The sequence below is a fragment of the Nonomuraea roseoviolacea subsp. carminata genome, assembly GCF_024172185.1.
GTDB classification, from domain to species: Bacteria; Actinomycetota; Actinomycetes; order Streptosporangiales; family Streptosporangiaceae; genus Nonomuraea; species Nonomuraea roseoviolacea.
The window spans coordinates 7,919,825-7,944,805 of the sequence record NZ_JAMZEC010000001.1; the positions used below are offsets into that span (position 1 = coordinate 7,919,825).

The 24,981-nt window shown below is 73.6% G+C and carries 23 protein-coding genes, 1 tRNA gene and 1 riboswitch; of the genes, 10 read left to right on the forward strand and 14 right to left on the reverse strand.

Annotation, left to right across the window (positions count from 1 at the left end; translation table 11 throughout):
• Nucleotides 1-27: 27 nt before the first annotated feature.
• Nucleotides 28-684 (forward strand): LmbU family transcriptional regulator, encoded by a 657-nt coding sequence (locus tag HD595_RS36740; protein ID WP_253777349.1) that lies wholly within the window; start codon nt 28-30, stop codon nt 682-684.
• Between the two features lie 13 nt (nt 685-697).
• Here the strand turns inward: HD595_RS36740 and HD595_RS36745 are convergent, their stop codons facing one another.
• A complete protein-coding gene (locus HD595_RS36745) occupies nt 698-1,021 on the reverse strand; it encodes a DMT family transporter (protein WP_253777351.1) in 324 nt (107 codons plus the stop codon).
• A 27-nt stretch (nt 1,022-1,048) separates the two neighbouring features.
• Nucleotides 1,049-1,114, reverse strand: a riboswitch (guanidine-III (ykkC-III) riboswitch).
• 68 nt (nt 1,115-1,182) lie between these two features.
• Here HD595_RS36745 and fdh point away from each other — a divergent pair.
• Genes fdh through nrfD form a run of 3 tightly spaced genes read left to right on the forward strand, consistent with a single transcriptional unit; the run spans nt 1,183 to nt 6,288 of the window.
• The gene (gene fdh, locus HD595_RS36750; protein WP_253777353.1) at nt 1,183-4,371 is read left to right on the forward strand and encodes a formate dehydrogenase; all 3,189 of its coding nucleotides are present in this window, start codon (nt 1,183-1,185) and stop codon (nt 4,369-4,371) included.
• Nucleotides 4,364-5,197: a 4Fe-4S dicluster domain-containing protein gene (locus HD595_RS36755; protein ID WP_253777355.1), complete on the forward strand. Its 834-nt coding sequence runs from the start codon at nt 4,364-4,366 to the stop codon at nt 5,195-5,197. The genes fdh and HD595_RS36755 overlap by 8 nt, the downstream gene beginning before the upstream one ends.
• Nucleotides 5,194-6,288 (forward strand): NrfD/PsrC family molybdoenzyme membrane anchor subunit, encoded by a 1,095-nt coding sequence (gene nrfD / locus HD595_RS36760; RefSeq protein ID WP_308211382.1) that lies wholly within the window; start codon nt 5,194-5,196, stop codon nt 6,286-6,288. The genes HD595_RS36755 and nrfD overlap by 4 nt, the downstream gene beginning before the upstream one ends.
• A gap of 213 nt (nt 6,289-6,501) precedes the next feature.
• On the opposite strand, the gene HD595_RS36765 is transcribed toward nrfD, so the two are convergent.
• The 6 genes from HD595_RS36765 to HD595_RS36790 all read right to left on the reverse strand — a co-directional run bounded on the left by HD595_RS36765 (nt 6,502) and on the right by HD595_RS36790 (nt 11,361).
• Nucleotides 6,502-6,708: a 2'-5' RNA ligase family protein gene (locus HD595_RS36765; protein WP_253777359.1), complete on the reverse strand. Its 207-nt coding sequence runs from the start codon at nt 6,706-6,708 to the stop codon at nt 6,502-6,504.
• Between the two features lie 235 nt (nt 6,709-6,943).
• The gene (locus tag HD595_RS36770; protein ID WP_253777361.1) at nt 6,944-7,660 is read right to left on the reverse strand and encodes a GntR family transcriptional regulator; all 717 of its coding nucleotides are present in this window, start codon (nt 7,658-7,660) and stop codon (nt 6,944-6,946) included.
• 14 nt (nt 7,661-7,674) lie between these two features.
• Complete coding sequence (locus tag HD595_RS36775; RefSeq protein WP_253777364.1) at nt 7,675-8,217, reverse strand: GntR family transcriptional regulator; 543 nt, start codon at nt 8,215-8,217, stop codon at nt 7,675-7,677.
• 804 nt (nt 8,218-9,021) lie between these two features.
• Nucleotides 9,022-9,780: a MerR family transcriptional regulator gene (locus tag HD595_RS36780; protein ID WP_253777366.1), complete on the reverse strand. Its 759-nt coding sequence runs from the start codon at nt 9,778-9,780 to the stop codon at nt 9,022-9,024.
• Between the two features lie 32 nt (nt 9,781-9,812).
• Nucleotides 9,813-10,697, reverse strand: coding sequence for a DUF2268 domain-containing putative Zn-dependent protease (locus tag HD595_RS36785; protein ID WP_253777368.1), 885 nt, complete (start codon nt 10,695-10,697; stop codon nt 9,813-9,815).
• Nucleotides 10,698-10,788: 91 nt separating this feature from the next.
• The gene (locus HD595_RS36790) at nt 10,789-11,361 is read right to left on the reverse strand and encodes a TetR/AcrR family transcriptional regulator (RefSeq protein ID WP_253777370.1); all 573 of its coding nucleotides are present in this window, start codon (nt 11,359-11,361) and stop codon (nt 10,789-10,791) included.
• Nucleotides 11,362-11,585: 224 nt separating this feature from the next.
• Here HD595_RS36790 and HD595_RS36795 point away from each other — a divergent pair, with 224 nt between their 5' ends.
• Nucleotides 11,586-12,059 (forward strand): DUF2867 domain-containing protein, encoded by a 474-nt coding sequence (locus tag HD595_RS36795; RefSeq protein ID WP_253777371.1) that lies wholly within the window; start codon nt 11,586-11,588, stop codon nt 12,057-12,059.
• A 185-nt stretch (nt 12,060-12,244) separates the two neighbouring features.
• Here the strand turns inward: HD595_RS36795 and HD595_RS36800 are convergent, their stop codons facing one another.
• Nucleotides 12,245-12,811 carry a PASTA domain-containing protein gene (locus tag HD595_RS36800; RefSeq protein ID WP_253777374.1) on the reverse strand — a complete coding sequence of 189 codons (567 nt, stop codon included), beginning with the start codon at nt 12,809-12,811 and terminating at the stop codon, nt 12,245-12,247.
• A 228-nt stretch (nt 12,812-13,039) separates the two neighbouring features.
• Between HD595_RS36800 and HD595_RS36805 the strand changes: the two genes are divergently transcribed.
• A complete protein-coding gene (locus HD595_RS36805; RefSeq protein ID WP_253777376.1) occupies nt 13,040-13,804 on the forward strand; it encodes a helix-turn-helix domain-containing protein in 765 nt (254 codons plus the stop codon).
• On the opposite strand, the gene HD595_RS36810 is transcribed toward HD595_RS36805, so the two are convergent.
• The 3 genes from HD595_RS36810 to selD form a co-directional block, all read right to left on the reverse strand.
• Nucleotides 13,777-14,715: an AraC family transcriptional regulator gene (locus HD595_RS36810; RefSeq protein ID WP_253777378.1), complete on the reverse strand. Its 939-nt coding sequence runs from the start codon at nt 14,713-14,715 to the stop codon at nt 13,777-13,779. The genes HD595_RS36805 and HD595_RS36810 overlap by 28 nt on opposite strands.
• An 8-nt stretch (nt 14,716-14,723) precedes the next feature.
• Entirely contained in the window at nt 14,724-15,647 is a 924-nt protein-coding gene (locus HD595_RS36815; protein WP_253777380.1) for an NADP-dependent oxidoreductase, read from the reverse strand.
• A 137-nt stretch (nt 15,648-15,784) separates the two neighbouring features.
• On the reverse strand, nt 15,785-16,786 hold the full coding sequence (gene selD, locus HD595_RS36820; protein WP_253781430.1) for a selenide, water dikinase SelD: 1,002 nt from the start codon (nt 16,784-16,786) through the stop codon (nt 15,785-15,787).
• Nucleotides 16,787-16,976: 190 nt separating this feature from the next.
• Here selD and HD595_RS36825 point away from each other — a divergent pair.
• The 3 genes from HD595_RS36825 to selB all read left to right on the forward strand — a co-directional run bounded on the left by HD595_RS36825 (nt 16,977) and on the right by selB (nt 20,328).
• Nucleotides 16,977-17,070: transfer RNA gene (locus tag HD595_RS36825), tRNA-Sec, on the forward strand.
• 13 nt (nt 17,071-17,083) lie between these two features.
• Nucleotides 17,084-18,388: an L-seryl-tRNA(Sec) selenium transferase gene (gene selA, locus HD595_RS36830; protein WP_253777382.1), complete on the forward strand. Its 1,305-nt coding sequence runs from the start codon at nt 17,084-17,086 to the stop codon at nt 18,386-18,388.
• Nucleotides 18,385-20,328, forward strand: a complete 1,944-nt coding sequence (gene selB, locus HD595_RS36835) for a selenocysteine-specific translation elongation factor (RefSeq protein WP_253777384.1) — start codon at nt 18,385-18,387, stop codon at nt 20,326-20,328. The genes selA and selB overlap by 4 nt, the downstream gene beginning before the upstream one ends.
• Before the next feature lie 70 nt (nt 20,329-20,398).
• Here the strand turns inward: selB and HD595_RS36840 are convergent, their stop codons facing one another.
• The 3 genes from HD595_RS36840 to HD595_RS36850 all read right to left on the reverse strand — a co-directional run bounded on the left by HD595_RS36840 (nt 20,399) and on the right by HD595_RS36850 (nt 23,743).
• Entirely contained in the window at nt 20,399-21,067 is a 669-nt protein-coding gene (locus HD595_RS36840; protein WP_253777386.1) for a response regulator, read from the reverse strand.
• On the reverse strand, nt 21,064-22,410 hold the full coding sequence (locus HD595_RS36845; RefSeq protein ID WP_253777388.1) for a sensor histidine kinase: 1,347 nt from the start codon (nt 22,408-22,410) through the stop codon (nt 21,064-21,066). Before HD595_RS36845 ends, HD595_RS36840 begins: the two co-directional genes overlap by 4 nt.
• Before the next feature lie 79 nt (nt 22,411-22,489).
• Nucleotides 22,490-23,743 (reverse strand): alpha/beta hydrolase family protein, encoded by a 1,254-nt coding sequence (locus HD595_RS36850; RefSeq protein ID WP_253777390.1) that lies wholly within the window; start codon nt 23,741-23,743, stop codon nt 22,490-22,492.
• Nucleotides 23,744-24,090: 347 nt separating this feature from the next.
• Here HD595_RS36850 and HD595_RS36855 point away from each other — a divergent pair, with 347 nt between their 5' ends.
• Nucleotides 24,091-24,897 carry a class-II aminoacyl-tRNA synthetase family protein gene (locus HD595_RS36855; protein WP_253777392.1) on the forward strand — a complete coding sequence of 269 codons (807 nt, stop codon included), beginning with the start codon at nt 24,091-24,093 and terminating at the stop codon, nt 24,895-24,897.
• The last annotated feature ends 84 nt before the right edge of the window (nt 24,898-24,981 follow it).

The following is a 24,981-nucleotide window of genomic DNA, read 5'->3' on the forward strand; positions in this document are numbered from 1 at the left end:
GTGGCCGGCCCGCGAAGGGGAGGGCCGGTGAAACCCTCGAGACCGACCGGGAGCCGCAGGGAGAGCCTGTGCGAGAAGGGCGAGGGCCGTCTTTCTCTCGATCACTCGGCATTGGCCCGCCAGACGTCCCTGGACCTGCGCGACGGGCTGGCCCTGGACGAATGGCAGCGGATCGGGCTGCAGATCTTCCGCATCTCCGACTCGTCCACCTGGTGGCTGGGCGACTGGCTCGACTACGGCTCCCGGCATTATCCCGACCGATATCGGCGCGCGATCGAGGAGACGGGGCTCGATTACCAGACGCTGCGCAACTACGCATGGGTGGCGCGCAAGTTCCCACCCCGGCGCAGACGCGCCGCGCTGAGCTTCCATCACCACATGGAGGTGGCCGCGCTGCCCGAGCACGAACAGGACGCGTGGCTGCGCGAGGCGGAGAGCCGCGGCTGGTCGCGCAATCAGCTCAGGCAGCAGATCAGGAAGCCGTCCGCCCGCCCCGCGGAGTCCGCCGTCGTCCAGGTGCGCGTGGGCATCCCGCCGGATCAGCTCCAGCGGTGGGAGGAGGCCGCCGGGCGGGCCCAGCGGGACCTGCTCGGCTGGATCCTCGACATCCTGAACGAGGCCGCGCGATCCACCGTGGCGCTGACGGAGGCGGTGCAGCCGGCCCGGCCCGTGCCCCTGGAGTAGCGGGCGCGCCGGGTCAGTGGCCGCCGCCCGCGAGGTTGAGGCCGACGACGCCGCACAGGATGAGCCCGATCGACACCAGCTTGAGCAGGGACGCGCTCTCGCCCAGCGCGACCATGCCCAGCACGGCCGTGCCGACCGCCCCGATGCCCGTCCACACCGCGTACGCCGTGCCGACCTCCAGGCTCTTCAGGGCCAGCGCGAGCAGGCCGAAGCTGGAGACGGCGAACACGCCGAAGGCGACGCTCGGCAGCGGAGCCGAGAACCCGTCGCTCAGCTTGAGGGCGTAGGCCATGGCCACCTCGAACAGACCGGCGGCGACGATCAACAACCAGGCCACGACGGCTCCTTTCGTACGGGTCGTACAGGAGCGTCGTCTTGTCGGGCCGGGTACGGCGCGTCTCGTCCGGACGGGCCCGGATCGGGCCCGCGTCCAGGGGAACGGCCGCGACCGTCGCCCGCATTCCCCACCCGCCCGGCATAGACCCGGAGAAAGCGGGCATGACCCGCGTTGTGCCTGGTAGCGGATGGCTTGCTCGCTGGCCGGTGATCCGGCAGCTCAAGGGCGAGGACCCCCGGGGCTCGGCCGCGCGCTCCGCCCGCACCGACGCGCTGCGGCCCCGCACCGAGCGGGCCGACAAGGTCGCCCGCTCCGTCTGCCCCTACTGCGCGGTCGGCTGCGGCCAGCTCGTCTACGTCGAGGACGGCCGGGTCACCCAGATCGAGGGCGACCCCGACTCGCCGATCTCGCGCGGGCGGCTGTGCCCCAAGGGCTCGGCCAGCAAGCAGCTGGTGACCCACCCCGGCCGCCAGACGCGGGTGCTCTACCGCAGGCCGTACGGCACCGAGTGGGAGCCGCTCGACCTGGACACCGCGATGGAGATGATCGCCGACCGGGTCGTGCGCACCCGGCGCGAGACCTGGGAGCAGACCTGCGAGGGCCGGGTCGTGCGCCGCACCATGGGCATCGCCGGCCTGGGCGGGGCGACGCTCGACGACGAAGAGAACTACCTGATGAAGAAGCTCTACACCGCCCTCGGCGCCGTCCAGATCGAGAACCAGGCCCGTATTTGACACTCCTCCACCGTCCCCGGTCTGGGGACCAGTTTCGGGCGTGGCGGCGCGACCACCTTCCAGCAGGACCTGGCGCGGGCGGACTGCATCGTCATCCAGGGCTCCAACATGGCCGAATGCCACCCGGTGGGCTTCCAGTGGGTGATGGAGGCCAAGGCGCGGGGGGCGAGGGTCTTCCACGTCGACCCGCGCTTCACCCGCACCAGCGCCCTGGCCGACCGGTACCTGCCGATCCGCGCGGGCAGCGACATCGTGCTGCTCGGCGCGCTGATCAACCACGTGCTGGAGAACGGGCTGGACTTCCGTGAGTACGTGCTGGCCTACACCAACGCCGCCACCATCGTCTCGGAGGACTTCCGCGACACCGAGGACCTCGACGGGCTGTTCTCCGGCTGGGACCCGGACACCGCCACGTACGACCCGCGGAGCTGGGCGTACGCCTCGACCGAGGAACAGCCGCCGGCGGAGCACGTCGAGGGCGGCCGGCGGCACGCCGAGGCGGCCGGGCCCGAGACCTACGGCGCGGGCGGCGCCGCCGCACACCCCAGCCCGCAGACCGACCCGACGCTGACGCACCCGCGCTGCGTCTACCAGATCCTCAGGCGGCACTTCGCCCGCTACACCCCGGAGCTGGTCGAACGGCTCTGCGGCATCCCGGCGGCCGCCTTCGCCGAGCTGGCCGAGGCCGTCACCGCCAACTCCGGCCGGGAGCGCACCACCGCGTGGGTCTACTCGGTCGGCTGGACCCAGCACACCGTGGGCGCCCAGTACATCCGCACCGCCTCGATCCTGCAGCTCCTGCTCGGCAACATGGGCCGGCCCGGCGGCGGCATCATGGCGTTGCGGGGCCACGCCAGCATCCAGGGCTCCACCGACATCCCCACCCTGTTCAACATCCTGCCCGGCTACCTCGCCATGCCGCACGCCCACCGGCACGACAACCTGGAGCACTACCTGGAGCGCGAGGGCGGCGAGACCGGCTTCTGGGGCAACCGCCGCTCCTACCTGGTGAGCCTGCTCAAGGCGTGGTGGGGCGAGGCGGCCACCGAGGACAACGACTACTGCTTCGGCCACCTGCCCCGCCTGACCGGCGACCACGGCCACTACACCACCGTGATGGGCCAGATCGACGGCACCGTCAAGGGCTACTTCGTGATCGGGGAGAACCCCGCCGTCGGCTCCTCCGGCGGCCGGGCGCAGCGCCTCGGCCTGGCGAACCTCGACTGGCTCGTGGTCCGCGACCTGACGCTGGTGGAGACCGCCACGTTCTGGCGCGACGGCCCCGAGCTGGAGACCGGCGAGATGCGCACCGAGGACATCGGCACCGAGGTGTTCTTCCTGCCCGCCGCGAGCCACGTCGAGAAGGAGGGCACCTTCACCAACACCCAGCGCCTGCTCCAGTGGCGGGAGAAGGCGCTCGACCCGCCCGGCGACTGCCGCAGCGACCTGTGGTTCTACTACCACCTCGGCAAGCTCGTCCGGCGGCGGCTGTCCGACGACGAGATCGACCGGCCCCCGCGCGAGCTGACCTGGGACTACCCCGAGCACGGCGCCCACCGGGAGCCCTCCGCCGAGGCCGTGCTGCGCGAGATCAACGGCGTCGGCCCCGACGGGCGCGCCCTGTCGTCCTCCACCCAGCTCCGCGCCGACGGGTCCACCACGTGCGGCTGCTGGATCTACTGCGGCGTCTACGCCGACGAGGTCAACCAGGCCGCCCGCCGCCGCCCCCGCTCCGAGCAGGACGTCGTCGCGCCCGAATGGGGCTGGGCCTGGCCGGCCAACCGGCGCATCCTCTACAACCGCGCCTCCGCCGACCCCGAGGGCCGCCCGTGGAGCGAGCGCAAGGCGTACGTGTGGTGGGACCCGGAACGCGGCGAGTGGACCGGCCACGACGTGCCCGACTGCGAGATCGGCAAGCCGCCGGACTACCTGCCGCCCGAGGGCGCCCGCGCCCAGGACGCGCTCGCCGGCACCGACCCGTTCATCATGCAGTCCGACGGCAAGGGCTGGCTGTACGTGCCGTCCGGGCTCGCCGACGGGCCGCTGCCCGCCCACTACGAGCCGCACGAGTCGCCGGTCGCCAACATCCTGTACGGCCAGCGGGCCAACCCCGCCCGCCGCACCTACGACCGGCCCGAGAGCCCGTACAACCGGCCGGGGCCGCTCTTCCCGTACGTGCTGACCACGTACCGGCTGACCGAGCACCACACGGCGGGCGGGATGAGCCGGCCGCTGGCCTACCTCGCCGAGCTGCAGCCCGAGCTGTTCTGCGAGATGGACCCCCGGCTCGCCGCCCGGCTCGGGCTCGGCAACGGCGACTGGGCCACGATCGTCACCAGCCGCACCGTCGTGGAGGCCAGGGTGCTGGTCACCGGGCGCGTGCGGCCGCTGCGCGTCGAGGGCCGGGTGATCCACCAGATCGGGCTGCCGTACCACTGGGGGTGGGGCGGCGGCGGCCTGGTCACCGGCGACGTCGTCAACGACCTGATGCCGCTGGTCCTCGACCCGAACGTCTACATCCAGGAGGGCAAGGCGATGACCTGCGACGTGCGGCCGGGCCGGCGGCCGAGGGGCCGGGCGCTGCTCGACCTGCTGGAGACGTACCGCCATGGCTGAGCGCATGGGGTTCTTCACCGACACCAGCGTCTGCATCGGGTGCAAGGCGTGCGAGGTGGCCTGCAAGGAGTGGAACCAGCTCCCCGACGACGGGTTCGTCTTCGAGGCGACCTCCTACGACAACACCGGCATGCTGGGGGCGAGCACGTGGCGGCACGTCGCGTTCATCGAGCAGTCGCGGCCGGTGCAGCTGCCCTCCGCTGACGACGGCGCGGAGGACTCCGTCGATCGGTGGCTGATGGCCTCGGACGTGTGCAAGCACTGCACGCACGCCGCCTGCCTGGACGTGTGCCCGACCGGGGCGCTGTTCCGCACCGAGTTCGACACGGTCGTCGTGCAGTCCGACATCTGCAACGGATGCGGGTACTGCGTGCCGGCCTGCCCGTACGGCGTGATCGACCGGCGCGAGGGCGACGGGCGCGCCTGGAAGTGCACGATGTGCTACGACCGGCAGCTCGGCGGGCTCGAACCGGCCTGCGCCAAGGCGTGCCCCACCGACTCGATCCAGTTCGGGCCGCTCGACGAGCTGCGCGAACGCGCCGAGGAGCGGGTGGCGCGGCTGCGCGCCGACGGCCACGAGGAGGCCCGCCTGTACGGGGAGAGCCCGTCCGACGGGGTGGGCGGGGCGGGCGCGTTCTTCCTGCTGCTGGACGAGCCCGAGGTGTACGGCCTGCCGCCGGACCCGGTGGTGACCACGCGCGACCTGCCGGCGATGTGGCGCTGGGCCGGGGCGGCGGCCCTGTCGCTGGCCGGAACGGTGGCGCTGGCCTTCCTGAAGGACGGGTCCCTGAGGCGCGGGGGGAGGCACCACCGGTGGGGCAGGTGAAGGCCGGGACGGCGGTCGAGGGACGCGATGCGGAGTTCCGCTCGTACTATGGCAGGCCGGTCATCAAACCGCCCGTCTGGCACGAACCCCACATGCCAACATATCTGTATCTGGGCGGGATGTCTGGCGTGTCGTCCTCGATCGCCGTCATGGCCCGGCTGACCGGCAACCCCCGCCTCGCCCGCACCGCCCGCCTGGCCGCCGCCGCGGGCGCGAGCGTGGGCGCCGCGCTGCTCGCCGCCGAGCTGGGCCGGCCCGAACGGTTCCTCAACATGCTGCGCGTCTTCAAGCCCACCTCGCCGATGAGCGTCGGCTCATGGATCCTCGCCGCCCAGAGCGGCCTGTCGGCCGCCGCCGCGTCCGCCGACCTGGCCGGGCTCCTGCCCGCCGCCGGGGGTGCGGCGCGGCTGGGGGGCCGCCGGGGCGCGGCGCGGCTGAGGGGTGGCCTGGGCGCGGCGCTGCTGGGGGGCCGCCGGAGCGCGGCGCTGCTGGGGGGCGGCGGGGACACGGGGATCCTCGGCGTCGCCGAGGACAGGGGGTTCCTGGGTGTCGCCGGGGACGCGGCGCTGCTGGCCACCGCCCTGACCGGCCCGCTGACCGCCACCTACACCGCCGTCCTGATCGCCGACACGGCCGTGCCCGCCTGGCACGAGGCGTACCGGGAACTGCCGTTCCTGTTCGCGGGCAGCGCGATGGCCGCCGCAGGGGCGGTCGCCATGCTCGCCACGCCGAGGGCACAGGCCGGTCCGGCGCGGGCGGTGGCCGCGGTCGGCGCCGTCGTCGAGACGGCTGCGGGCACGCTCATGGAGCGGCGGCTCGGCATGGTCGGCCGCCCGTACCGGGAGGGACGGGCGGGCCGCCTCATGGGGACCGCCCGGATGCTGACAGCCGGGGGAGGGCTGCTCGCGGCGGTCGCCGGGCGCAGCCGCGTGCTGACCGCGCTGTCGGGTCTCGCGCTCACGGCGGGCTCGCTGTGCACGCGCTTCGGCGTCCTGGAGGCGGGCCGCGCCTCGGCCGCCGACCCGGCGTACACGATCGTGCCCCAGCGCGACCGCCTCGACGCCGTCCCTGGTGAGGGCCTGCAAGGCTAGGGCTCCACAAGCATGGTCCTCCCATGGGGCGCGCTTCGCGCGAAGGGGCTCGGGCTGCGCCCAGTGGGGGGCCGAGCCCCCCACACCCCCAGGCAAGGGGCCTCCGGCCCCCTGCACCCCCGGGCGTGGGCCGCGTACCGCATGGTGAGAGCGTGGAGCCCTGGCACGACGGTGCAGACGCTCGGGCAAGCCAGCGCGAGGAGCGAGGGCCGATCAGCTCAATGAGGGAGCGTCACGAACCTGCCACCGGTAGACGCGCTCGTCGCGATTGATGTCGATCAGCCTGACCCGATTCAGTGTGACCGGGATGATCGCGGCATGCTCGGCCAGCACTTCACGGATAGGTGCCAGCGGTGCGCCGCTGACGCGGGAGTAGGCGAGACTGACATGGGGGCGGAACTTGTCAGCGGCTGAAGCCACTTGATGGGGATCGGACCCAACGCGCTGGTCGCCTCCAGCTCAGGCTGTGCCTCGGCCGCGAAATCGTGGAGGGCCGACTGGTCGTCCACAAGAAGGTGCCAGGTGTGGACCGAGCGTCCCTTGCGCCGGTCTGGTCGCCAATACCAGTGATCGCGGGTTTCGGTGCCGCTGGTCATCACGTGTTTGCCTCCCAGCCTGTGAAGCGCTCCAAGCGGGCGGGGAGCCCGCTGAAAGATCACTCTGCCGACTGGTGATACGACAATTCGTACAGGTGCCCGCCCTTGATCAGAACCGACACTTCGACCGGCCGCTCGTCGTCGCTGTAGACAATGCGGAACTGCCGGAACACCGGTACGTCAGGTGGGAGATCCAGCTCCTGCACCTCCGTTTCGGTGGGTTGCCGCACGGAGATGCGATCGGTGAAGCGGCGCTGCGGAAACCCGAGGTCGGCCAGCACCTGTGGCGCGCCACCGCGGATTCTCGCCCGTCCAGCCAGCGGGCTTCCCGCCACGATGCTCACCGGGTAGTAGGACCATGAGAGCTCGACGGGGGCGCCGTCGTGGACCAGAAGCCGGTGACGCATGACGACCACATCGTCCCGGCCGGCGCCGAGCGCTGCGGCGACATCGCCGGGTGGCGTCACCTCGCCCACCTTCAGCAGTTCGTAACCGTACCCGCGAGGTTCCGGGGACTTGTACGTGCTTGCCTCGACGACGAGGGGCCGCCTTTCCCGGACGAAAACGCCCTTGCCCGCGTGTCCGCGCACGAAGCCTTCGTCTTTGAGCGCCTGGAGGGCGCGCTGAATCGTCGCGTTCGCCGCATCGAAGCGCGCCACCAAACGCGGCGTGGAAGGAAGTTGCGCCCCCGGTTCCAGGTCACCGGACATGATCTCGGCGCGCAGTTCCGCTGCGATCTGCTGATGGCGGGGCCGAGGGTCTTGCCGCCTACCCACGATTGTCGGACTCCTCAGTCGATGATCATCTGATAGCGCAACTCTCGGCCGTGGGCCACCATCGTCATCACGCTGACCTCGACCGGTGTTCCATCCCCAGTCCGGAGGATGCGGCTCAGGACCAGAACCCAGTCCTCTGGGCGCAGCCGCAGAAGCTCGCGCTCCTTCTCGGTCGCGGGACGGGCTTGGACGGCTTCCTCCGCGCTGTGCGGATGGTAGCCCAGTTGCGCGAGCAGGGTGGGTGCCCCGCCAGGGATCTTCCGCATCTCGGCGAGCCGAGTGCCGCGCGCGATCGTCGCCGGATAATAGGAGTCGGCGAGCTCTGTCGGCTGGTCATCCGCCAAGACGAGACGGCGGCGGACGAAGGCGGTCTGATCTGCGGCGAGTGCCAAGGCCCGCGCAATCTGAACCGGCGGACGCACCTCCTCCACTGCCTGGAGGTGATGCGTCCCTCTCTTGCCGTGCTGAGCGGCTTCTTGTTCCCATGCGTCCGGTTCGCCGGGGTGTCGCGGCCTCACATAGGGCGCGGAAACGCTGACCCAGCCCGCTTCGCTCATGCGTTCCTCCACCGGTCGCGGAAAGCCGTTCAGCAGCCACCGTAGCTCGACGGCAAGACGGCCTGATGCGAAAGCGACGTGAATATCTAGCTGCCTTTCGTGAATTGCAGTAAGGTTGCGATGTGGCTGTCACAACGTCGGCGATCGCATTCGCCCCTCTGCAGAGCGCACATCATCTGCGGCAGGCCCTGGCCGAACGGGAGATCGACTGTGACGTTCACGCAGGCTACGGGCTCGCGCTGGTCTCGGTTTGGGTCGGCTTGGTGGTGTGGTGTGACGGTGCTTGGTTCTGGTGGCGTGTGGGCTGGAACGGGCAACGGCAGCGTGTCTTGTACGCCCGGCATCCGGTGGCTGAACCTGTGCGGGCGGCTCGGCGGGTGGCGTTGCGATACGCGGAGGTTCACCGGAACCATCCTCACTCGAAGCTGGTCGCCGATGTCGTCTCCTCCCTCTGACCGGTCGAGGAGGGCGCCACGGGCGTACGCCCCGCTCATGGTGGGTTGCCGGGCTGTGATCGTGGGCATGCTCCACAGTCCCGCGTCTACTCGCGAGTTCTCCCCACTTCTGATCGGGCGGCAGGGGGCTGTGATCGGCGTGCTACGCGGCGGCACGCTCGCCTTGATCGCGATCGACGGCACGCCAGACGACTGTTTGCCCGGACTGCGTTCGCCGGTTGGCAGGGACAGACCCGGACGAGGTGACGGCACCGGCTCGGCCGGATCAGTGGCGCCTGGCCGTGCGCTGAGGCCAGGACAGGTGGGAGCTCCTCCTCGTCTACACCGTCGTCGCCGTGCTCGAACCCCGCTACATCCGGGTTCGCGCGTAAGCCTGGAGCGCGTCGCGGACGAATCTCGCCCCCGCGGCGTCCTCGTACATGCCGGTGAAGCGGGGGTCCTCGACGAACATGCCCCCCACCCCCTTCACCATCTCGATCGAGCGCTCCCGGTCGCCCTCGGCCGTGGGGGTGCCCGGGATCTGGCTCAGCCACCGGACGTGCCGGGCGGCCAGTGACTGAGCGTGTTCCGAGGTCGGAGAGATCCCGGCCTTCGCCGCGGCCACCCAGGCGGCGACGAGGTCCTCGGCGGCCCGCTTCCAGGCCCGCTGCTCGTCGAGGGTCTTGCCGTGCCACCAGTCGTTGCCCACCTGGAACGCGCGTTCGCCCCAGCGGGAGACCACCTCGTCCTTGTAGTGGTCGTTGAACCCCGCCAGCATGACGTCCATCTGCGGTTCCGCGCCCGCCTCCAGCGCCTCGAGCGTGTGACGGACGGAGCGGATCTGCCGTTCGATGCGGTCCCGTTCCTCTTCCAGCGCGGCGATGTGGGCGCGCAGCCCGTCGCGCGCGTCCACCTCGTCCGCCAGGACCTCGGCGATGGCCGGCAGGCCCATGCCGAGCCGGCGCATGAGCAGGATCCGCTGGAGCCGGGCGACCGCGGTGGCGTCGTAGTAGCGGTACCCGTTCGCGCCGACCCGGGACGGGGGCAGGAGCCCGACGCGGTCGTAGTGCCGCAGGGCGCGGCTGGTGATGCCGGCCCTGGCCGCGAGTTCCTGGATCGTCCACTCCATCGTTCCAGTGTGACCCGTGGCGGAGCGGGCCGTTACCCGCGGCGGAGCGTGGCGGCGATGATCTCCGAGCTGTCGTCGTGCAGGGCCTGCGCCGCCGTCTTCCCGGTCGCCGCCAGATAGGTGTCGACCAGCCGGTTGCCCGCGGCGTACCCGGCGCCCATCGGCAGCCCCACAGGGGTGACACCGAGGTGCTCGGCGCCCGGGTCGCCGTGCGCCCAGGCGGTGAAGTTGTGCATGCCTGTCACGTCGAGCCCGGTGAGCACCTTCTCGAAGACCGCGTCGTCGTGCAGGTGCGGCACGCCGATGCGGGCGGGGCCGAGCTCGTCGCCGTAGAGCTGGCGGGCGAACGCGTCGGCCAGGCCCTCACCGACGATGTGCTCGCCGACCGTGACGGTCATCGGGTCCCACACGACCCCGCCCGGGGCCCACCGCAGGTTGTGGTGCAGTTCGTGCACGGCGGTGGCCTCCAGCCGTTCCACGTTCTCGGGGAACGGCCAGAGCGTGATGGCGATGTTGCCCGAGATGCCGCCGAACCCGGTCAATCCCAGGCAGGGACCCATGAAGTGCTTGTCGGCCGGATCGCCGAGGACGAACAGCACGGTGATGTCCGGGGCCTCGAACCCCGGCGTCGCCTCCAGCAGTACGGCGAGAGCGTCGTCGAGGGCGCGTTGCATCCGCTCCCAGGCTCCGGCCGCCGCCAGGGTCTCGAGCGCGTCGAGGCAACGCTCCTCGTCCCGGTCGATGGGGAACCCGGCCGATTGGCGGTGCAGGTCCACCAGGTCCAGCTCGCCGGGGTAGTAGCGGTACATGCCCCTGTTGGCCTCCAGCATCGAACGCAGGAGGCCGGCGCGCTCCGCGATCGGGGCCAGCAGGATCCGCTTCATGGCGGAGTAGGTGTCAAGAACAGTGATCGACATGGCGCCGATGCTAGAAGTTGACGCAGCGTCAAGGTCAACCGGCGGCATCGGTGGTGCCGATGTTCGGCGGCGCCCCGTCCGCGCCGGGCGGTCAGTCGCCGGGGTCGGTGCGCGGGCGGTCGAGCAGCAGGTCGGCGACATGGGCAAGGACCTGGGCCCGGGTACGGCCGCCGTGGTCGGCGGCGAGGAAATGCGCGCCGATCGCCACGCAGAAGGCGAGCATGCTGCGGGCCTCGACCTCGTCGGGGTCGGCGCAGAAGGTGCCGATCAACTCGCGCAGCAGCGCCATGCGCCGGTCGTCCACCCGTCGCAGGCGCGCGGCGACCTCCGGGTCACGCCGGGCCCACTCCCGGATCGCGAGGTCGATGGGCAGCAGGCGGTCGCTGGAGAAGGTGAGCATGCCCGCGCGGTGGATCTTGCTCTTCGGGTCGCCGCCCTCCCGCTCGACGCGGTCGATCACGTCGTCGGTGCTCTCCTGTTCCCAGGCGTCCAGCATCGCCCGCAGCAGCGCGTCGCGGTCGGCGAAGGACCCGTAGAACCCGCCTTTCGTGACACCGAGCCGCTTGGCCAGCGCCTCGACGCGGACGGCGTCCGGACCGCCGGCGGCGAGCGCCTGCAGCCCCGCCTCGATCCAGCTGTCACGTGGCGTGCGCGTCGCTCCCACGGTGTGTCCCACCTCACCTCTCCGCCTCATATACGCCACCGTATATGAGAGCTACTCTCCGATTATACGGTTGCGTATATACAAGGGGAGCAAGAGAGGTGGTTGCGGCCGTGAGGATTCCGCATGTGCACAAACCCGTCGCTTCCGGCGGACCAACGAGAACGCGAAGGATCTCCGGCTCGGCCGCCACGCCACGCGGCAGGGCGGCCACCGTGGAAGGCGCCGTGGGAACGCACGACGTCCCCGAGTCCGTCCGCGCTCTCAGCGCGTTGTCCCGCATCGACTACGTCGACCACTTCACCCTCTTCACGGACGCGGTGGACGCCGGGGACGCGACACCGGAGCAGTGGGCACGGGCGATGTTCGGCGACGTCCCCGACGCCGGGGAGTGGCTGATCTGGCGCGGCCTCCTCGGTCTGCGCCTCAGCCGAGGGCGATCGCCGGACACCGTGGCCGGATGGCGGATCACCGGACGTGGCGAGGACTGGATCCGGCTGGAGGCCGGCTCCTCGTTCCTGACCGGCAACCTTGTCGTTCAGGCAACCCATGGACGGGTGTCACTGACGACGTTCCTGCGCTACGACAGCCTCCTGGGCCATGGCGTGTGGCCTCCGTTGTCCGCCGTCCATCGCCGGCTGGTACCCGGCGTGCTCCGGGGCGCCGCGGCGAAGATGCACGGCCGCCGACCGCGGCCGTGACGTCCGGCCCTGTGGCCGGCCTGCGGGCGATCACCTGGAGGACAGGCGGCCCCCCCATCCCGTGACCACGGACAACCGGCCCGGTGGCTGCCACCTCGTTTGGTGACGTGTTCAGCCGCCGAACCGGCGCCCCGGATGCGGCGCGGCCGGCTGTCCGGGCGTAGCGCCACTTCAGAACCGGCAGTTCACGGACACTGCGACTGCTGAGGCAGCACTCCGATCGTGAGGTTGACCGCAGATCCAGGAGCGGCCGGCGTGCCGGGAGCCGGGGTCTGATCGGAGACGGTGTTGTTGTGATTGCACGTCTTGTCGACGACCTTCCTCACCGTGCCGACGGCGAGGCCCGCGGAGGTCAGGATCGACGTGGCCGAGGCCCTGGTCTCGTCGAGCACGTTCGGCACCCGCACCACGTTGAGCTTCTGCCAAGTGGAGCCGTTGGACCACCTGATGGTGTTCGGCGCCTGCAGTTTGGCGGTGTACGTGGCGTCGTCGGGGAAGGTGACCAGGATGGTGTCGCTGTTGATCACGACACCGGTGGCGGTCGGACGGTGCTGGGAGGACATGTCCACTGTCAGGACGTCGTCGACGTCCGAGATCACCGGCTGCGCGGAACCCCCGTCGGTGAACGTGCCGTTGACGTCGAACACCAGCGGTGTCGCCGCCGCGCTGGCGGCTCCTGCTCCTGCCACGCTCAGGCTGGTGGCCAGGGCCGCCGTCAGCACCCCTCCGAGGATCTTGTCGCGGACTCGCACGATCGCCTTCTCTCTTGGGCCCGGTCCAGAAGTGAGCGGGTTTGGGCCCTGGTTCGCCGCGTCACGGTCGGTCACGATCAGCATGGGCGGCTCCGTGGCCCGGCCACCATACGAGGATCTGCGTATGCCGGAAGGCCGTGGCGGCCGCGTACGCTGAGTGCGGTCTGCCGGTGAGGGGAGAACCTGATGGGGAGCTCGTCATCAGTCAGCGATCTGGATCTGCGCACCTTGGCGAGGATCGTCGGCGAGGACCGCACCGACGTGCCGGCGCAGGGGCTGCCGCCGTCGCTGCTCAGCGACCTGATGGGCCAGATCCGCTGCGACGACCTCACCGTCGCGGGCTTCGACACCCACCGGCGGGCGTGGTGGCTGGCGCAGGCCGGCCCCGGTGGCGACGAGACGACCGATGAGGACGCCGACGCGACGCACTGGGAGCACTACTGGGACTGCGAGCCCTGCAGCCACCCCGACCGCAGCGGCGACCTGCGCAGTGTCGTGACGATCGCGGACTTCTACTCCGCCCGGCAATGGCACGGCACCGGCATGTACGCCGACTATTTCAAGCCGCTGGGGATCGAGCACGAGCTCATGCTCTGCCTGCCCGCGGGGACGCCGGGGACCGGCGGCCTCGGGCGGACCTTGCGGATCGTCCTGTTCCGCGGGCCCGGCCCGGACTTCTCCGAGCGCGACCGCGCGCTGCTCACGCTGCTGCGGCCGCACCTGCACGAGGCGTACATGGAGGCCGAACGGCGCCGGCGTCCCGCTCCCCGGCTCACGCCCCGGCAGTGGCAGCTGCTGCGCCTGCTCGCCGCGGGGCACACCAACCTCCAGATCGCTCGCCGGCTGGGCGTGTCCGAGGGCACCGTGCGCAAGCACCTGGAGAACGCCTACCGGCGGCTGGGGGTCTCCAACCGCATGGACGCGGTCACCCGCGCGTTCCCGGAGGGATTCTCCGGTCCGTGCCGTCAGGCGGCCCTGGTCTGGCGGCGGTAGCCGCCGGGGGCGATGCCGTACTCCCGCTTGAACGCCCTCGCCAGCGCGAACTCCGTGCTGTAGCCCGTCCGGGCGGCGACGGTGAGCAGCGGGACGTCGGAGTCGCGCAGGAGCTTGGCAGCCAGCGTCATGCGCCAGCGGGTCAGGTAGGCCATGGGCGGTTCGCCGACCAGGGTGGTGAACCTCCGGGCGAAGGCGGCGCGGGAGAGCCCCGACCGTACGGCCAGCGACTCGACCGTCCACGCGGCCGAGGGGGTGTCGTGGATGGCGGCCAGCGCGGGGGCGACCGCCGGGTCACGGAGCGCGGTGGACCAGCCTTCGGCTTCGGCGGGCTGGTCCTCCAGCCAGGCGCGCAGGATGTACAGCAGCAGCGAGTCGATCAGCGCGGGCACGATGCCCTCCGAGCCGATACGCGGATTGTCCAGCTCCGCGCCGAGCAGCCGGACCGCGGCGCTCAGCTCGGGGTGGCGGCCGTCCCTGGCGCGCAGGTGGACCACCTCGGGCAGTTGCCGGACCACCGGATGCGGCCGGGCCATGTCGAGATGGTAGTTGCCGCACAGCAGGCTCGTGCGCGCCCCACCGCCGTCGCCGTCGCCGAGCACGACCGAGCCGATCGGCGGAGCCTTGGTGTAGCGCTCCGGTCCGGGCACCTCGCCGGGGGTGCCGGGGTGGTCGGCCAGGACGTGGCGGGAGCCGCTGCGCAGGAACACCACGTCGCCGACGTCCAGCGGGACCGGCTCCAGGTGCGGGCTGTCCATGGGGACGAGCCAGCACGAACCGTGCAGCACCACATGGAAGCCGGCGCCCGCCGCGGGCGGCAACCGCAGCCCCCACGGCGCGTGTCCGTCGGTGCGCACCGAGGTGGGACGCCCGGTGCGCATCGACTCCAGCGCTTCGGCGAGGATGTCCATGTCCAGCTTTATACCGTCAGGACGAGCTTCCCCCGGACCTGGCCGGCCTCCAGCACCTCGTGCGCCTTCCCGGCCTCCTCCAGCGGGAAGGTGTCCTGGATGCGCGGGCGGACGGCCCCCGCGTCGACCAGGGTGGCGATGGCCTCCAGCGCCGCGTAGTCGGGCTCGACCGACACCCCCGCGAAGCGCCGCCCCGCGGCCTCCACCCGCGCGGCGAGCTTCGCGTTCGCGTGCTCCATGATGCTGACCAGCATCCCGCCGGGCCTGAGCACGGCCAGCGAGCTCTCCCCGAGCGCGTTGGAGTCGAGGACGACGTCCACGTCGCGGACCGCCTCGGTGAAGTCGACCGCCCGGTAGTCGATCACCTCGTCGGCGCCGAGAGAGCTGACGAACTCGTGCTTGCCCGCGCTGGCCAGCGCGATCACGTACGCGCCGCGGGCCTTGGCGATCTGCACCGCCAGATGACCGACCCCGCCCGCCGCCCGGTGGATCAGCACCCGGTCGCCCGCCTTGACGTCCGCCGCGTCCACCAGGCTCTGCCACGCGGTGAGCCCGGCCAGGGGGAGGGCCGCGGCCTGGACGTGGTCGAGGGTGACGGGCTTGCGGGCCACCTGGCGGGAGGGGGTGGCCACATACTCGGCGTAGCCGGTCGCGGCGCGGGGGAAGAACGGCATGCCGTACACCTCGTCGCCGACCTTGTACCGGGCGCCCGGAGCGGCCTCCTCCACCACGCCGGAGATGTCCCAGCCGACGCCGAACGGCGGCTGACCCAGCAGCGGAAAGGCGCCGGACCGCACGGCGGCGTCCACCGGGTTCACCCCGCTCGCCCACACCCGGACCAGGACCTCGCCGCTCAGCGGCTCGGGGCGTTCGGTGTCGACGACGCGCAGGACCTCGGGCCCGCCGAAAGAACTCTGCATGACAGCACGCATGGGGGACGCTCCTCAGTGGTTCGATCAACTGCGGCCCACTCTAGGAACGGCGGGCGGCGCGAAGAATGGCCGGCTGTCTTCGCCGCATACCCGGTCGTCTCGCCCCGCCATGAACGACCGCCCGCCGCGGGGCGCGGTCAGCGCAGCCGCAGGTGCGGCCCCTCGAACGGGACCAGCTCGCCGACCACCGGCGCGCCGGGGATCTCACCGGCCACCAGCAGCCCGCCGGACGTCTGCGCGTCGGCGAGCAGCAGCAGCTCCTCCTCCCCGAACCGGCCCGGGTCGAGCCGGGGCCGCACCCAGTCGAGGTTGCGGCGGGTGCCGCCGCTCACGTACCCGTCGCGCAGCGCCTCCCGCGCTCCGTCCAGGTACGGCACGGCCGCCACGTCCACCACCGCCGTCACCCGGCCGGCCCGGGCGAGCTTGTAGAGGTGGCCGAGCAGGCCGAACCCGGTCACGTCCGTGGCGCACTCCACCCCGGCGGCCAGCGCGGCCCGGGACGCGTCGCGGTTCAGCGCCGTCATCACGGCGACCGCCTGCTCGAACACCTCACCCGTGGCCTTGTGCCGCGCGTTCAGCACCCCGACGCCGAGCGGCTTGCTCAGCGACAGCGGCAGCCCGGGCCGCGCCGCGTCGAGCCGCAGCAGCCGCGCCGGGTCGGCCAGGCCGGTGACCGCCATGCCGTACTTCGGCTCCGGGTCGTCCACGCTGTGACCGCCCGCGACGTGACAGCCCGCCGGCCGCGCCACGTCCAGGCCGCCGCGCAGCACCTCAGCGGCCAGCTCCAGCGGCAGCCGCCCGCGCGGCCAGCCCAGCAGGTTCACGGCCACCAGGGGCTCGCCGCCGACGGCGTACACGTCGGACAGCGCGTTGGCCGCCGCGACCCGCCCCCAGTCGTACGGGTCGTCCAGCACGGGCGTGAAGAAGTCGGCGGTCGCCACCACGGCCCGGCCGCCGTCGACGCGCACCACGGCGGCGTCGTCCCCGTCGTCCAGCCCGACGAGCAGCTCCCCGGCCGCGCCCGGCGGGGGCGACGAGCCCGCCCCGGTGGACCGGCCGGTCAGGGCGGCGACGACCGACTCCAGCTCGCCCGGCGGGATCTTGCAGGCGCAGCCGCCGCCGTGCGCGTACGCCGTCAGCCGGACCCGCTCAGGCTCCCGCCCCCGCTCCCGGTCCGGCTCCCGCTCCCGGTCCGGCCCCCGACCTCGCTCCGGCTCCGGTTCCGGGGGAACCGTGGACGTCACGCTCTCACTCACTCTGGCCTCACAACCTGGGCTCGTGCCGGTGTGCCGCCTCGACCTCTACCCGTCCGCGGGTAGGTTCTCCCCTGGAGGCGTCTGGGCGCCTGGTGGCCCCCGCGGTCTTCAAAACCGACGAGGCCGAGGTCCTCGGCCTGGCGGGTTCGATTCCCGTCCGCCTCCGCTTATGTTCGGAGAGTGGACCCGCGAAGGCGTGTGCCCCGCACCGACGCCGTGCTCGCCGACCCGCGCCTGGCCGAGGCCGCCGCGCGGCTGGGCCGTACGGTCGTCAAGGAGGCGGTGGCGCGGGCCCAGGAGCGGGCCCGCCGCGGCGAGATCGGCCCCGGGGAGGTGGCCGGCGCGGCCGTGGCGGCGCTCCCGGCGCGGGCGGCCGGCCTGCGCCCGGTGATCAACGCGACCGGCGTGCTGGTCCACACCAACCTCGGCCGGGCGCCGCTGTCGGCCGCCGCGGTCGAGGCGACGACGGCCGCGGCCGGAGCCGCCGACGTGGAGTTCGACCTGGCGGCGGGCGGCCGGGCGCGGCGCGGCCGGGGCGCGCTGGAGGCGCTGGCCGCCGCCGTGCCGCAGGCCGCGGACGTCCACGTCGTCAACAACAACGCCGCCGCGCTCGTCCTGGCGGCCACCGCGCTGGCCGCCGGCCGCGAGATCGTGGTCAGCAGGGGCGAGCTGGTGGAGATCGGCGACGGGTTCCGCATCCCCGACCTGCTCGTCTCCACCGGCGCCAGGCTGCGCGAGGTCGGCACCACCAACCGCACCACGGCCCGCGACTACGCCGGCGCCGTGGGCCCGGAGACCGGGTTCGTGCTCAAGATCCACCCGTCGAACTACCGGATCGAGGGCTTCACCGGCTCGGCCGGGGTGCCGGAGCTGACCGGGCTCGGCGTGCCCGTCGTCGTGGACATCGGCTCCGGGCTGCTCGCCCGCGAGCCGCTGCTGCCCGCCGAGCCCGACGCCGCCGGCACGCTCAAGGCCGGCGCCGACCTTGTCACGGCCAGCGGCGACAAGCTGCTCGGCGGCCCGCAGGCGGGGCTCCTGCTCGGCCGGGCCGACCTGGTGGAGCGGTGCAGGCGGCATCCGCTCGCCCGGGCGCTGCGCGTGGACAAGCTGACGCTCGCCGCGCTGGAGGCGACGCTGCGCGGTCCCGTGCCGCCGGTCGTCGAGGCGTTGCGGGCGGATCCGGCGGCGCTGGCGGAACGCGCGGCGGCGCTGGCGGCGCGGCTGTCCGGCGCGGGCGTGGACGCCCGCGCGGTGCCCAGCGCCGCGGCCGTGGGCGGGGGAGGGGCGCCGGGGGTGACGTTGCCGAGCGCCGCGGTGAGCCTGCCGGAGCGGCTCGCGGCCCCGCTGCGGGCGGGCGAGCCGCCGGTCGTGGGGCGGGTCGAGGGCGGGCGCCTGCTGCTGGACCTTCGCGCGGTCCCGCCCGCGCGGGACGACGACCTCGTCCGGGCGGTGCTGGCGTCCGGGCGGCCGGGGGCGGTGGGATGACGCACGTGGTCGCCACCGCGGGGCACGTCGATCACGGCAAGTCCACCCTCGTGCGGGCGCTGACCGGGATGGAGCCCGACCGGCTGGCGGAGGAGCGGCGGCGCGGGCTCACGATCGAGCTCGGCTACGCCTGGACGGTGCTGCCCTCGGGGGAGCGCCTGGCGTTCGTGGACGTGCCGGGGCACGAGCGGTTCCTGGCCACGATGCTGGCGGGCGTCGGGCCGGTGCCGGCCGTGATGTTCGTGGTGGCGGCCGACGAGGGGTGGATGCCGCAGTCGGAGGAGCACCTGGTCGCCCTGGAGGCCCTGGGAGTGCGGCATGGCGTGCTCGTGGTGACCCGGGCGGACCTGGCCGACCCGCGGCCGGCCGCCGAGCGGGCCCGGGACCGGCTGCGCGAAGCCGGGCTGGGCGGCGCCGAGACGGTCGTCGTGAGCGGGCGCACGGGCCAGGGGCTCGACGGGTTGCGGGCGGCGCTGGACCGGCTGGTGGCCGCGCTGCCGCCGCCCGATCCGTCCGCCCCGGTGCGGCTGTGGGTGGATCGCGCGTTCAGCGTGACCGGCAGCGGCACGGTCGTGACCGGCACGCTGCCCGCCGGCACGGTCGCGGTGGGCGACGAGCTGCTGCTGGCCGGTGAGCCGGTGCGGGTCCGGGCGCTGGAGTCGCTGAAGGAGCCGCGGGAGACGGTGTCCGCGGTCGCCAGGGTGGCGGTGAACCTGCGCGGCCACGCCGTTCCGGAACGGGGGCAGGCGCTGGTCACGCCGGGCCGGTGGACGTACACGGAGCTGGTGGACGTCCTGGTGTCCCCGGTGGGCGGGCACCCGCGCGACGAGGGGGAGTGCGGGAGGCTGCCCGGGCGGTTGACCGTCCACGTGGGGTCGGCCGCGGTCACGTGCGAGGTGCGGCCCCTCGGCGGGGCCTTCGCGCGGTTGAGGCCGGCCCGGCCGCTGCCGCTCCACCTCGGGGACGTGCTGCTCCTGCGCGACCCCGGCCGCGATCCGGGACGGGACCGGGCCGGGGTGCGGGTGCTCGCGGGCGCGACGGTCCTCGACGTGCGTCCCGAGCCGCTGCGCCGCAGAGGCGCCGCCCAGCGACGGGCGACGCTTCTGGACACGGCGCTTCTGGAGACGGGCCTCCTGGAGACGGGCCTTCTGGAGAACGGCCTACCGGCGGAGACGGCTTTCCTGGAGACGGGCCTCCGGGAGACGGCCTTCCCGGAGGGGCCGGGGGCGGCGTTCGCCCTGCGCCTGCACGGGCTGCTGCGCGCCGCCGACCTGCGCGCCATGGGCGTCGAGCCCTCCCCGCGTACCGCCGCCACCGAGCCTGCCGGCCCCGTGTGCGGCGACTGGTACGCCGAGCCCCGGCTGTGGGCGGAACAGGGACGGCGGCTGGCGGACGTCGTGCGGCGGCACGCGCTCGACAACCCCCTGGAACCCGGCATGCCCGTCGAGGCCGCCCGGCACGAGCTGGGCCTGCCCGACCGGCGGCTGGTCGTCGCCCTCGTACGGCCGCCACTCACGCTCGCCGCCGGCCGGATCTGCGCCGGGCCCGCGGGGCTGCCGCCGCCGGTGGCCGGGGCGGTCGAGCGGCTGAGGCGCGAGCTGGCGGCGCGGCCCTTCCACGCGCCCGAGGCGGCCCGGCTGGCCGAGCTGGGGCTGGGCGCGCGCGAGCTGGCCGCGGCCGTGCGCGCCGGCGCGCTGCTGCGCGTGGGTGAGGGCGTCGTGCTGCTCCCGGGGGCCGACGAGCGGGCGGCCGAGGTGCTGGGACGCCTGCCGCAGCCGTTCACGGTCAGCCAGGCCAGGCAGGCCCTCGGCACGAGCCGCCGGGTGGCGGTGCCGCTGCTCGAACACCTCGACCGGGCCGGGCTCACCGAGCGGCTGGACGACGTGCGGCGCCGCCTGGTGGAACGCGGCCGGCCGCCGTACGCGAACCCGCCGACGTAGCTGTCGGTGGGACGGCCGGCGTCGCGGGCGGTGGGACGGCCGGTCCCGCCGCCCGCGACAGCCGAGAGTGTCAGCCCGACGGGCGGTCCGGGGTGACGAGCCCGCTCTCGTAGGCGTAGACGACGGCCTGGGCGCGCCCGCGCAGCTCCAGCTTGGCCAGGATCCGGTTGACGTGCGTCTTCACCGTCGCCTCGGCCAGGCCGAGCTCCGCGGCGATCTCGGGGTTGGACAGGCCGCGCGCCACGTGGAGGAGCACCTCGCGTTCGCGCGCGGTGAGCCCGTCCGCGTCCGGCCGGGACGTGCCGTCCGGCAGGTGCACGGCGAAGCGCTCCAGCAGGCGGCGCGTCGTGCTGGGCGCCACCACGGCGTCGCCCGCGTGCACTGACCGCACGGCGCTGAACAGGTCCGCCGCCGGAGCGTCCTTGAGCAGGAAGCCCGAGGCGCCCGCCCTGATCGCGGCGAAGGCGTACTCGTCCAGGTCGAACGTCGTCAGGATGAGCACCTTCGGCGTCGCCGCCGTGGCGCCGGAGCGGATGCGGCGGGTCGCCTCGACGCCGTCCATCCCCGGCATGCGCACGTCCATGAGCACCACGTCCGCCTCGACCGCGCGCACCGTCTCGACCGCCGCCGCGCCGTCCGCGGCCTCACCGACCAACTCGACGTCCGGCTGGGAGCGCAGGACGAGCCGCAGCCCGGCCCGCACGAGCTCCTGGTCGTCCACCAGCACGACCCGGATCACGACGCCGCCTCCGCCACGCCGCCCGGAGCCCCCGCGCCCTCCCGGACGCCTCCGAGGTCGCGGGCCTCCGTGTCCGCTCGGACGCTTCCGAGGTCGCGGGCCTCCGTGTCCGCTCGGACGCTTCCGAGGTCGCGGGCCTGCGCGCCCTCCCCGACACTCTCCGAGACGTCGTCCCGCGCGACGGGAAGGCGGGCCGACACGCGGAAGCCGCCGCCGGGCAGGGGCGCCGCCTCGACCGTCCCCCCGTACATCGCCGCCCTCTCGCGCATGCCGGTCAGCCCGTGGCCGCCCCCGGTCGTCAGCGTGGCCGCGCCCCGGCCGTCGTCGGTGACGTCGAGCGCGACCTCTCCGGCGCCGAAACGGAGCTCGACCCGGGCGCGCGTGCCGGGCCCGCCGTGCTTGAGCGCGTTGGTCAGCGCCTCCTGCACGATCCGGTAGACCGCCAGCTCCTGCCCCTGGGGCAGGTCCGGGGGCGTTCCGTGCAGGGTGAGGACGGCCGGCAGCCCGGACGCGCGGGAGCGCTCGACCAGCTCGCCGAGCCGTGCCAGGCCCGGCTGGGGAGTACGCGGCTCGCCCGCGCCGGACTCGTCGCGCAGCACGCTCACCAGCCGCCGCATCTCGGCCAGCGCCCGCCGGCCGGTCGTGGAGATGGTCGCCAGCGCGTCCTGGGCCAGCTCGGGCTCGCTCGCGACCGCGTACCCGGCGCCCTCGGCGTGCAGCACGATGACGCTCACGTGGTGGGCGACCACGTCGTGCAGCTCGCGCGCGATGCGCGCCCGCTCGGCCGCGGCCGCGATGACGGCCTGCTGGCCGCGTTCCCGCTCGGCCTGCTCGGCCCGCTCCACCAGGCTCGCCACGTACCGGCGGCGCGTGGCGGCGTGGATACCGGCGATCCAGATCGCGACCACGAACACCGAGAACGCGGCGTACTCCTTGACCAGCACCCCCAGCGGCGCGCCCGGCCGCACCACCAGGAGCAGCACGCCCAGCTCGGCGACCGCGCCGGCGGCGACGGCCCAGGGCAGCGGACGCCACGCGGCGACCCGGTACATCGCGATGAGCACGCTCAGGTTGGCGGCGAGCAGGTCGGCGCCCGCCGCCCACTGCGCGAAGCTCACCGCCGCCGTGACCGCGAAGACGGCGAGCGGGTCGCGCCGCAGCCACAGCAGCGGCGCGAGAAGGGCCGCGTGCAGGGCGAGCACCGCCCACAGCGGCGCCGCCGAGCCGGCGTACGCCACCTGGATCACGCACAGCGGCGGCAACGGCGCGAGCAGGACGACGTCCTTCGACACGCTGAGGCGCGCGGTGAAGGCGTGGACGCGGGCGCGGGTTCGGGCGAGCACCCGACCCACGATAGGGATCGGCCGCCCGGCCCGGTTCCGCCCCCGGTCGGAGATCCTCGTACACCCCAGGGTGGAGAGGTCAGGGGATGAGCGTGACCTCCGGGTACGCCCGGCTCGGCCCGTCGAAGAGCGGGGTGCGCCGCCCCTTCAGGTGCAGGTCGAAGAACGCGGTGAGGTAGGCGCGCTGGGCGGCGACGGAGCGTTCCGGGTCGATGGTGCCGATGGTCTCGGCGATCGGGAGGCCCTTGAGCCGCCCGGCGAGCTGCGGGTAGATGGCCTGCAGGTCGAAGAAGGAGAAGTGCTGGGCGCCGGCGAAGCGCGCCTCGCGCTTCCAGCCGGTGGAGGCGTTCCAGAACGACTTCCAGGTGGGCTCGCTGTCGCGGGTGGTCGTCCCTCCCGCCACCTGCAGGAACGGCCGGGTGACGCCGAGGGTGGCGGCCGGTCCGAGGAGGATGCCGTCGAGGTTGGCGCCCGCGTCGACGCGCGGGTCGTCGCGCAGGAGCTGGGCGGCCGTGGCGCCGCCCATGGAGTGGCCGAACGCGCCGACGTGCGACAGGTCCAGCGCGCCGGGCAGCCCGGCGGGCAGCGGCCCGCGTCCGTGGCCGGTGTCGCGGTTCAGGCGCGTCAGCTCGTCGAGGACGAACCTCAGGTCCGCCACCCTGGCCTCCAGGAGGACCTTGAAGAGCTTCGCCTGGTCCTCCTCCGTCTTCACGGGCGGCAGCTTGGAGTGCTCGACCCGGCCGCCGGGGAACTCGACCTGGTCCGGCTCGTGGGTGTGGTCCACGGTGACGACGGCGTAGCCGCGGGCGGCCAGCTCCTCGGCCAGGACGGTGCTGAGCGTGCGCGGCGCCTCGTAGCCCGGGGAGAACAGCACCACCGGCAGCCTGCCCGCGCTCCGGTCGGCGGGGGCTCCGGCGCGGGCGTGGGTCCTGGTCGCGGCCCAGTCCACCTGGCCCGGCTTGACGCCGAGGTCGGCGGCGGTGTCCCGGTCGAAGCCGGCCGCGGCGAGCGGCGGCATCTGCGGCGCCAGGGGGAGGCCGTCCGAGCGGCGGGCGGGGTACCAGACGCTCACCATGAGCTCCCGGTACGGCTGCGAGGTCACGAGCGGGTCGGGCCGGGAACGGTCCACCAGGCGCAGGGCGACGGTGCCGATCGGGCGCCGCACGGTGGGCGCGGGCAGCTCGAACCTGATGGCGGAGGCCGCCGTCGTGGCTGCCGACGCCGACGCCGACGCCGACGCCGACGCCGGGGTCGCGGGCGCGGCCAGCAGGGCGGCGGCGAGCCCCAGCCCGGCGGCGGCTCGATATCCGCGGACGCGCGTGAACGCTGACATGAAGGGTCTCCTCGTAAGGGGGTCGAAGTCCTACGAGGAGCCTTCCAGCGATCTTCGACGTGCGGCTCGTGCGCCGGGACGAACCGCGGATGCTCCCGGAGGTTGACCGTTGATGATCATCAACCTCAGGGTTGACCCGGCGCCGTGTCCGTTCAACCGGCATTGCCTGGTTTGTGGTGGAATGCCATGCTGCTCCTCGCGCCTGCCGGATCATGGCCGAAAGGAGCATCCATGGCCGAGCCCCGGGGCACCCCCGTCGACCGCCGCCACATCGACGCGTTCCCGAATGACGCCGGCGGACCCGGGTTCCCCGCCGTCGGGTGCGGCACGGCAGGGCGGAGCGCGGTGTGACCGCGGGGCCGGTTCGCGCCGGCGCCGACGACGTGGCGCGCGGGACGCTCCTCATCGGCGAGGCGGCCGAGGAGTTCCTCGCGGCCGTGGTGCGGACCCTGCGGCGGCTGTGCGCCGGGGAGGCGGAGCGCCACCTGCGGGCGCCGCCCGTCCTCGGGGCGGCGGTGGCCGAGCGGGCCGGATACGCCGCGTCGTTCCCCCACCTGCTCGCCGCGGTGAGCCAGGGCGGCGCCCCCACGGACCTGGTGCTGACGCCCGCGGCCTGCTACCACGTGTATCCGCTGTTCGAAGGACGCGTCCTGGCCGCCCCGGTGGAGCTGACCGTGGTCGCCGACTGCTTCCGGCAGGAGGCGACGGCGGAGCCGGGCCGCCTGCGCTCCTTCCGCATGTTCGAGACGGTGCGGCTGGCGGGGCCGGGGGAGTGCGTGGCCTGGCGTGACGACCGGCTCGACCGGCTCACCCGATGGCTGGGAGCCCTGGGCCTGCCCGCCGAGGCCCGGCCCGCGAACGATCCCTTCTGGGGGCGGCCGGGCCGGCTGCTCGCCGCCGCGCAACGGGCCGACGGGCTGAAGTGGGAGCTGGCCGCCGAGGTCGCACCGGGGGTGCGGCAGGCCGTGGTGTCGGTGAACTACCACAAGGACCACTTCGGCGCCGCGTTCGGCATCCGGACCGCCGACGGGGCGCCCGCGCACACCGCCTGCCTGGGAGTGGGGTTGGAGCGCCTGCTGCTCGCCCTGCACCACGCGCACGGCCCCGACCCGGACCGCTGGCCCCGCTTCGTCCACGAGCCCGCGGCCGGGTGATACAGCACGGTCGACTCCAGCGACACCTCGTCGCTGGAGTGCACCGTCGTGAGGGCGGCGAGTCGCTCGTCCAAGGGGCAGCCG

Coding starts and splice junctions, on each gene's coding strand:
- HD595_RS36810 (WP_253777378.1), bottom strand. CDS start 14,715: ATGGACATCCTCGCCGAAGCGCTGGAGTCGATGCGCACCGGGCGTCCC.
- HD595_RS36785 (WP_253777368.1), bottom strand. CDS start 10,697: ATGTCGATCACTGTTCTTGACACCTACTCCGCCATGAAGCGGATCCTG.
- HD595_RS36780 (WP_253777366.1), bottom strand. CDS start 9,780: ATGGAGTGGACGATCCAGGAACTCGCGGCCAGGGCCGGCATCACCAGC.
- HD595_RS36775 (WP_253777364.1), bottom strand. CDS start 8,217: ATGAGCGAAGCGGGCTGGGTCAGCGTTTCCGCGCCCTATGTGAGGCCG.
- selB (WP_253777384.1), top strand. CDS start 18,385: ATGACGCACGTGGTCGCCACCGCGGGGCACGTCGATCACGGCAAGTCC.
- HD595_RS36755 (WP_253777355.1), top strand. CDS start 4,364: ATGGCTGAGCGCATGGGGTTCTTCACCGACACCAGCGTCTGCATCGGG.
- HD595_RS36815 (WP_253777380.1), bottom strand. CDS start 15,647: ATGCGTGCTGTCATGCAGAGTTCTTTCGGCGGGCCCGAGGTCCTGCGC.
- HD595_RS36850 (WP_253777390.1), bottom strand. CDS start 23,743: ATGTCAGCGTTCACGCGCGTCCGCGGATATCGAGCCGCCGCCGGGCTG.